This window comes from Arthrobacter agilis, from assembly GCF_002953615.1.
Taxonomy (GTDB): domain Bacteria; phylum Actinomycetota; class Actinomycetes; order Actinomycetales; family Micrococcaceae; genus Arthrobacter_D; species Arthrobacter_D agilis_B.
Genome location: NZ_CP024915.1, coordinates 2,954,573 through 2,961,922 on the forward strand (window position 1 = coordinate 2,954,573; position 7,350 = coordinate 2,961,922).

At 62.8% G+C, this 7,350-nt stretch carries 10 protein-coding genes; 6 read left to right on the forward strand and 4 right to left on the reverse strand.

Features of this window, described 5'->3' with window-relative positions; all coding sequences use genetic code 11:
- Positions 1–364 (reverse strand): universal stress protein (locus CVO76_RS14400; protein WP_208739854.1); only part of this gene is annotated, 364 nt, incomplete at its 3' end.
- 221 nt (positions 365–585) lie between these two features.
- Here CVO76_RS14400 and CVO76_RS14405 point away from each other — a divergent pair.
- Positions 586–1,242 (forward strand): response regulator, encoded by a 657-nt coding sequence (locus tag CVO76_RS14405; RefSeq protein ID WP_208739856.1) that lies wholly within the window; start codon positions 586–588, stop codon positions 1,240–1,242.
- Here CVO76_RS14405 and CVO76_RS14410 read toward each other — a convergent pair.
- Positions 1,239–2,969, reverse strand: a complete 1,731-nt coding sequence (locus tag CVO76_RS14410) for a GAF domain-containing sensor histidine kinase (protein ID WP_208739858.1) — start codon at positions 2,967–2,969, stop codon at positions 1,239–1,241. The genes CVO76_RS14405 and CVO76_RS14410 overlap by 4 nt on opposite strands.
- A 114-nt stretch (positions 2,970–3,083) precedes the next feature.
- Here CVO76_RS14410 and CVO76_RS14415 point away from each other — a divergent pair, with 114 nt between their 5' ends.
- The 5 genes from CVO76_RS14415 (at position 3,084) to CVO76_RS17670 (ending at position 5,978) form a co-directional block, all read left to right on the forward strand.
- Positions 3,084–3,542, forward strand: coding sequence for a pyridoxamine 5'-phosphate oxidase family protein (locus tag CVO76_RS14415; protein WP_208739860.1), 459 nt, complete (start codon positions 3,084–3,086; stop codon positions 3,540–3,542).
- A gap of 562 nt (positions 3,543–4,104) precedes the next feature.
- Positions 4,105–4,608 carry a pyridoxamine 5'-phosphate oxidase family protein gene (locus CVO76_RS14420; RefSeq protein WP_208739862.1) on the forward strand — a complete coding sequence of 168 codons (504 nt, stop codon included), beginning with the start codon at positions 4,105–4,107 and terminating at the stop codon, positions 4,606–4,608.
- A gap of 385 nt (positions 4,609–4,993) precedes the next feature.
- Positions 4,994–5,251, forward strand: a complete 258-nt coding sequence (locus CVO76_RS14425; protein WP_208739864.1) for a protealysin inhibitor emfourin — start codon at positions 4,994–4,996, stop codon at positions 5,249–5,251.
- On the forward strand, positions 5,241–5,645 hold the full coding sequence (locus CVO76_RS17665; protein WP_208739866.1) for a BON domain-containing protein: 405 nt from the start codon (positions 5,241–5,243) through the stop codon (positions 5,643–5,645). Before CVO76_RS14425 ends, CVO76_RS17665 begins: the two co-directional genes overlap by 11 nt.
- A gap of 81 nt (positions 5,646–5,726) precedes the next feature.
- Positions 5,727–5,978, forward strand: a complete 252-nt coding sequence (locus CVO76_RS17670) for an RES domain-containing protein (RefSeq protein WP_208739868.1) — start codon at positions 5,727–5,729, stop codon at positions 5,976–5,978.
- Positions 5,979–6,169: 191 nt separating this feature from the next.
- On the opposite strand, the gene CVO76_RS14440 is transcribed toward CVO76_RS17670, so the two are convergent.
- Together CVO76_RS14440 and CVO76_RS14445 are read right to left on the reverse strand one after the other, a co-directional pair.
- On the reverse strand, positions 6,170–6,757 hold the full coding sequence (locus tag CVO76_RS14440) for an NAD(P)H-dependent oxidoreductase (RefSeq protein ID WP_208739869.1): 588 nt from the start codon (positions 6,755–6,757) through the stop codon (positions 6,170–6,172).
- Between the two features lie 277 nt (positions 6,758–7,034).
- Positions 7,035–7,350: Rid family hydrolase (locus CVO76_RS14445; protein WP_208739870.1), on the reverse strand; the 316-nt coding region annotated here is incomplete at its 5' end.

Here is a 7,350-nt window from a genome sequence, read left to right on the forward strand (position 1 = left end):
ACCCGCCATGACCGCGGGAGCCGACGACGATCATCGCGGCATGCATGCTCTCCTGAATAAGGACCTCCGCGGCAAGGCCGCGCACCACCCTGCGGTCAACCTCCCCAACCCGGGGAGGAGTGCCCTCGGGGAACGCCTCCGTCAGCGCCTGGTCCAGGGCTTGGCGCGCAAACCCCTCGTAGTCGTATTCCACGGGAGGCGCGTACAGGCCGAAGGCCAGAGGGTGCTGCCAGGCCGTGATGGCTCGGAGGGTGTCGCCGGCGAGGGGCATGAGGCTGACGGCGAGCTGCAGCGCCGCGATCGACGACGGGGAACCATCGACCCCGACGACGACTCGTGCACAGGAAGTGGCGGACGCGTCCATGATGGATCCTTTGCTGGGCGGAAATGCTACTCCTTTGATCGTCACTGGTCCCCCGATGAGCGGCTAGGGCCTTACGTCCCCTCCTTGATCCATAGTGATACGGGGCGTATGGCCCTGTCAGGAACGCCCGGCAGGAGTCACGCTGATGGTTGGCGTCAGCGGGCGTCTGGTCTCAGGAGTTAAGGCAGGCACGGCATGCGGGCGATGAAGATGATCAGAAGATGAAGAACGTCACGGTGTTCCTCCTCGATGACCACGAGCTGGTCAGGCGGGGTCTGCGGGAACTGCTGGAGGCCGAGGGATGCGTGATCGTCGGGGAATCGGGGTCCGCCGAGGAAGCGACGCGCCGGATCCCCGCCCTAGCACCCGACATCTCGATTCTTGACGCGAGGCTGCCGGACGGGACCGGGATTGAGGTATGCCGGGATGTGCGATCGATCGATCCGTCCCTGTCGTGTGTCATCCTGACCAGCTACGACGACGATCAGGCGTTGCGCGGCGCGGTGCTTGCCGGTGCGTCCGGGTACATCCTGAAGGAGATCCTCGGATCCGACCTGGTCGGTAAGGCACGCCGGGCCGCTGCGGGTGAGTCCCTGTTCGACCCCGGGTTGAAGGAACGCATCATCGCCGGCTTGCGGGACGACCCGCAGGAGGACGTACGCCTAGCAGGCCTTACAGCGCAGGAGAAAAAGGTCCTCGCCCTGATCGGCGGCGGACTGACGAACCGTGAAATCGGGGTCGAGCTGTTCCTGGCCGAGAAGACGGTGAAGAACTACGTGTCCTCGCTCCTGGCGAAGCTCGGTTTCCAGCGGCGGACCCAGGCCGCCGTGTACATTTCCCGACCCGCCGAACCGCCGGCCCCCACCCCGATCCGCTAAGTGGCGCCTGCTGGGGAAGGTAGAGCGAAGGGTGTGAGGGGTACGGTGAGCAGAACCTTGGTGCCCTGACCGAGTGGGCTCGTGATGGTGAGGGCACCTCCGCAGAGCTCGGCACGGCGTTGCATGTTCGCCAGCCCGCTACGGGATAGCCTTTGCTCGAACCCGGATCCGTCATCGATGATTTTCAGCTCGAGGCGGTCCGGCAGGGCCTGCAGCGTCATCGTAATAGACCGCGCGCCGGCATGGCGGAGCGCGTTGGACAGACTCTCGAGAAGGATGGCCCGCACGTGGTCGGCCCACGCCGGATCGATGACGGCGTCGAGGGGCCCGGAGAGGTGCACGACGGGTTGGAGGTGGTGGCCGTCGAACGCATGCGCCACGAGGGAGAGAATGCTGGACGTGAACGTCGGTGTGATCTGCGGGACGGATCTCAGCGAGTAGATGGTGTCGCGCAGTTCCCTGATTGTCGCGTCCAGCTCGGCCGTGACGGTTCCGATTCGTTCGAGGGGCTCGCGATCTGAGAGATACTTGCGCAGGCTTTGAATGCTCATGCCGGCCGCGAAGAGCCGCTGGATGACCAGGTCGTGGAGATCGCGGGCAATTCGGTCGCGGTCCCCGAAGACCGCCTCCTGCTCCCGTTGCCGGTGGACCCGGAGCAGTTCCAGGGCCAGGGTTACATGGGAGGTGAACGAGCGCACCATCTCGTGATCCACGCTGGAGAAGGGCGGGAATTCCGCCGGCCTGCCGAAGAGCAGGAACTGACGCTCCCCCGTTCCCGCAAGGCGTGTGAGGAGGGCCGTCGAGATGGTGGCCGGTGGGGCGCCTGGCAGCAGGCGATCGATGTCCTCCTCCCTGAGCAGCAGCGGCGGCGATTGTGCTGTCAGCCCGTCGAGTTGCGCGTTGTCGGCCCCGGACTGTCCGACGAAAGCGCCGGCATTGACGCCGTCGGCGGCTTCGCAGATGAGTCCGCGATGATGGCCGAAGTCACGCAGCACGACAGTGAGGTCGCTGTGCGATGCGCGCAGGGCGTGATGAGCGATGAGTTCGAGGTCATTGCGGGCATCATCAGTTTGCTCGAGGAGTTCACGCGCGGCGTTCAGGCCGCCTTCGAGCCACTCTGTCCGACGCGTCGAGTCGTGGAAGAGGCGCGAATTCTCGATGGCGACCCCGGCCGCAGCCGCCAGGGCGACGAGCAGTTTTTCGTCGGTATCGGTGAAGTCCCCTCCTCCGTTCTTCTCAGTGAGGTACAGGTTTCCAAAGACCGTGCCGTGAATCCGGATCGGAACGCCGAGGAACGAACTCATTTGCGGATGATGCTCCGGGAACCCCACGGCGCGGTCGTGCGTCCGCAGGTCATGAAGACGTAACGGCCGAGGCTCACTGACAAGAAGACCCAGGACGCCGTGACCCTGAGGCAATGATGCCATTCGTTCAATCTCATCACCCTCCAGTCCGACCGTGATGAACTGACCCATAGTCTGATCCGGGCCGATGACCCCGAGCGCGCCGTAGCGTGCATCGACCAGCTGACATGCCGCGGAAATGACTCTCTCAAGGACCGTGTCCAGGTCGACGTCATCGGCCATGGACTCGAAAGCCGCGAGCAGGTTCCCAATTCCGACTGATGAACTGACAGCGAAGGCCTGATCGTGTGCGGCCGCCGACGAATGCTGTGATCGTGTTACCACTTGACGCTCCCAAATGCCGTGGTAGAACTTCCCTGACATTACGAGGTGGATTATCCGGTTCTACGGATGACACTGGCACGTGCACTGGCTGAAAACGCCTTGATAGGACCTAGTGCCCTAGCCGCTGAATCAACGCTTTCATAGTGTCATGGTATGAACACCGAATCCGCACCTACGAGGATCCTTTCAGCACACGAATGTTGGGCGCTCCTGCGTACTACATCTGTTGGACGGCTTGCCCTCTGCCAGGCCGGTCGGCCGGAGATCTTCCCCATCAACTTTTCCGTCGATCACGGGACCGTCGTCTACAGGACGTCCGAAGGAACGAAGTCCCGCGCCGCCGAGCACGCCCCGGCCGCGTTTGAAGCGGATGGCTCGTACTTCGTCAGCGGCGCGGGTAAGGACATGGTGTGGAGCGTCGTCGTGAAAGGGGACACTGCGACCATCGCGGCAACCACCGAGCTCCTGGCCACCGTGCAACTGCCCCTTCATCCCTGGGAAAGCGGCCGCAAGGACCGCTTCATGCGACTGGTCCCCGAGACCATCAGCGGACGAGCCTTCGCACGAAGCGGATCGGACGCCCCCGTCGACCCAGAAGTGTCCGCCACGTAGCTGTTGGTGATCCACTTAGGTTGAGTGACCATGCGCTGACGGGAAGCTGAAGTCTTCTAGGGGTCGCTTTTCAGAGACAAACCAGACACCGTGCAACCGATTGATGCAGCATCATTTTCTTCCTTTGTCCTGGTCATGGCAGCGGTTGCGGCACCTCGGTCATCCCGAGATTAGCGGTGAGGGTACAGCTGATCGACGACTTCACTACTACGGAACACGAATCCTCGACCCTTCCTGCGAACCGCGTGCCCGCCTAGAATTCTCACCCCTCCGGCACCCCCCGCCATAGGCGTTTTCGTCGGTCGCCGAGGCTACTCGGATGATCTAAGCGAACCATCGGCACAGGTCTCAGAACCGACACCGCGATTCAACAATGCTGCCTGATCAGGGCCTTTGGGCCCTGATCAGGCAGCTCATTGAGCCGTAGCGTGAGAATCAGGAGATTACTAGGCGCTGATGCCAGGCCATGACGAGCAGAGGTACCTGCTGTGCCTGAACTGTCGCGGGCCCCATCGGGTTGCTTGTGTTCGGTCTCCGTAATGAACGGGAAGAAGACAACACCATGACAATCACCCCCGCCACGACTCCGGACATGCCGACTTCCAGGACGCTTCCTGACACTCCACCAGCAATTCAGGGTGCATATTGGGAGTCTCAGAGCATACAGAACACTGCAACGGTACTCACCAGCACCGAGTGCTGGGCGCTGGCCGCGACGCAATCCGCGGGCCGGCTCGGCTTCTTCCGCGAGGGGCTTCTGGACATTTTCCCTGTGAACTACTTCGTCAGGGCCGACCACGTGTATTTCCGCACATCGGCCGGGGGCACTATCGCCACCAGCTACCTCGAGCACGCAGCGTTCCAGATCGACCAGGTAGATAGGGAGGCCCGCAGTGGATGGACGGTGCTGCTCAACGGTCCTGCCACCCGTGTTGAAGACCCGAGCCTGTTGACGACCCTGTGGGGCAAAGCAGTCGACGAACCCTGGGCGCCGGGCCAGCGGAACCTGTTCTTCGAGCTGACACCCTCCACGGTGCGCGGCCGGCAGATGGGAGCCACGCACTAATGTCCGCCATCAAGCAGAGCACTGAACGGCGGACCGTTGATCTGCTGGCAGCTCCCCGCGTCGCCGTCCCACCGTCAAGGGCGATAAATTCTGCGGCGCTGAGGAGACATGCCTTCCGGACCTCCAGTGCTGCTGACACAAGCCCTGCCTGCCTGAGCTGCGGGGCCGACGAGAACCTCACGTACTCGGAGTACGGCGAGCAACGCACTCTTCCAAACGGCCGGGTTGAAGCGGCGTGGACACGGTACTGCTGTACGCGCTGCGGCGCAGGACGACAACACACCGTCCCCGCGTCCTGGCGACCGCCAGGCTGGTCTGGTGCAACTGAATCCTGACGTTGGAATGAGCGAAGCAGAACATGACCCACGGAAGGAGATGAATCCGAATGCACCTTGAAGTCACGCGAAGCGGCGGATTTGCCGGACTGACGCGGCACTGGTCCACCGATATCCCTGATGCGGAATGCAGCCTGCTCATCACAGCGCTCAAGCAAGCCGACAACAAGTACCATAATCACCCGGATGACCGCGTATACGCGATACACCTCGGAGCAACCTCGGCCAGCGTCCCTGAACTTCAGACACGGCACGGGATACTAGCAACGCTCATTGAGCGGGCGCAGGACGGCAACCATGACCGCTGACCAGCGCGCTCCTGACCGAAGGCATCACTTGCAGCGCGAGAGGGCGGGTGCCCTCACCGGTAGGGCCGCTCCCGCGAAGATCAGCCCGGATCCGCTTCTTGCAGTGACGCGCAAGCCAAGGCACACCGAACAGTCGGTGGCCCTCAGCGCCACCACAAGGAACCGTCGTCGAGAAGCCGGCGCAGACCATCATCAGGAGTCCCCAAACGCTGCCCTGCGTCTGGTGGTAGATCGCGCGGCACCGCATGCAAAGATCACCATTGCAGAACGGAAAGGGGCTGTCACTCTCACTGGGACAGCGGTGACACTCGCCGAGAAGAACAGGGCTGGCTTCGCGTGCTGGGCCGTACGCACCACAACCGCTGTCTACAACGACGTCACCCTCACCCCCTGACGCGGATTGTCGGTCTGCGGGTCCTACCTTGCCGTCGATGTTCGGGTCAGGACCAACGACACAGCTCAAACAGTCTGGCGCGTGGACTTTTCCCCTGACGCGTGGGCATGGAGCGGCCGACAGTACGCCACCGACGGCCGGTTCCAGGGCCGCTGGGCTGACATCGACGGCAACTTCCGCATCATCTATGCCGGATCTCGCCTGTTGGCATGCCTTCTTGAGGTACTCGCACACTTCCGTCAGGACGCCTACCTGCCTACTGCCCTCGGCCCCACCCGACGACGTGCTACCGCCAGGACTGCCAGCACCGCCACTGACGCCGTCAGTACTTGACCGGGCGCAACCCTGACCATGCACCTCTCACCGGGTGCCGTCTGTGCCGGGGCCGGAAACTCTAACCCTTGCGACTGCCTCGGTCGGAAAGGGCGCATGGACAACTACTGGACCGTTCACGTCCTCATTGACAATGATCTGTGCTGTGCTGAATGCCTATCTGGCCGGACCTAACAGCCGGTGACACGTCCCTACCTGGAGATATATTGCCCGACTGCGGTGACGGCGTTGAGGATCGAGTGCTCTCGGGCCAGGGCATCCTCGGACTCGGACTCGTACACGAACATCGTGAGACCGCGTCGACTGCCGCAGTAGTCGATGATGCCGTGTTCTATCTGGGTTCGGATTGCCTGCTCGTACCCGTGTCGGTCGTATACGTCGGCATCGTCGCCGGCAATGGGTATCAGGTGCGTCGTGAGGTTCACGAGGTTGCGTTTCATGCCGCCCTCAGTGGCGACGTTGAACGCCCAACCGTTGACGAAGACGCGGTCTATCCACCCCTTGAGCAGGGCTGGCATCGACCACCAGAAGACGGGGAAAACCAGTACGAGGTGTGCGACTCCGTCGAGCCTTTGCTGCTCGGCGGCGACGTCGGGGGCGAAGTCACCTCCGACCCGGTATGTGTGCCGATCGGCGAGGGTGAACCTCGGATCAAAGCCTTCTGCTGCCAGGTCCACGAGCTCGACCGTTCTGGGCAGTAGCATCTGCTCGAGGTGGCGCGCGATGTGATGTGTCAGCGAATCGGGGTCAGGGTGAGCGGTCACAATGAGAGTCTTCACGCACTCAATCATGACCACAGCCCACTCCTGATCAGCAACTGATCCCCCAGGAGCGCCGCATTCAGTTGCTAACACCCATTCGGTAGCTGGACCAATTCGCAGCACATTCTCCGACCACTTGAGTGCCGGGTATATACCGCCCCCTCGATCTCGGCGTCGAGCCCCACAACCCGCCGGACAGTCAAGGCTCCGCGACTGTCCAGCGTGTTGTCCGGCGGAGCAGGTGCGCGTCAATGGAAGGCACACCAGTTCCCGAGGGGTAGTCGTCCGGCCGGCGTCAGTCGAGGACGGCTGTCGCTTCGACTTCGACCAGTACGTCTCGTTCGAAAAGATAGTCGACGCCGATCAAAGACGATGGTGGCATCGGCAGCGGCAGGTCGATGTCCTCGGCTACCGCGGTGACGCCCGTCATGAAGGCCTCGATCTTGTCGGGGCTCCAGCCGGTCACATAGAAGGTGAGACGAACGACATCACCGAACCCGGCACCGGCGCTCAGTAGACCCGCGTGCGTGTTTCGCAGGGCCTGTGCCACCTGGCCCGCCAGGTCATCGGGGGCCACAGGAGTGCCATCGGCGGTTCTGGCGATCTGGCCG

Bases quoted from the DNA above. Each gene is read 5' to 3' on its own strand.
- CVO76_RS14405 (WP_208739856.1), top strand. From the start codon at position 586: ATGAAGAACGTCACGGTGTTCCTCCTCGATGACCACGAGCTGGTCAGG.
- CVO76_RS14410 (WP_208739858.1), bottom strand. From the start codon at position 2,969: ATGTCAGGGAAGTTCTACCACGGCATTTGGGAGCGTCAAGTGGTAACA.
- CVO76_RS14415 (WP_208739860.1), top strand. From the start codon at position 3,084: ATGAACACCGAATCCGCACCTACGAGGATCCTTTCAGCACACGAATGT.
- CVO76_RS14420 (WP_208739862.1), top strand. From the start codon at position 4,105: ATGACAATCACCCCCGCCACGACTCCGGACATGCCGACTTCCAGGACG.
- CVO76_RS14425 (WP_208739864.1), top strand. From the start codon at position 4,994: ATGCACCTTGAAGTCACGCGAAGCGGCGGATTTGCCGGACTGACGCGG.
- CVO76_RS17665 (WP_208739866.1), top strand. From the start codon at position 5,241: ATGACCGCTGACCAGCGCGCTCCTGACCGAAGGCATCACTTGCAGCGC.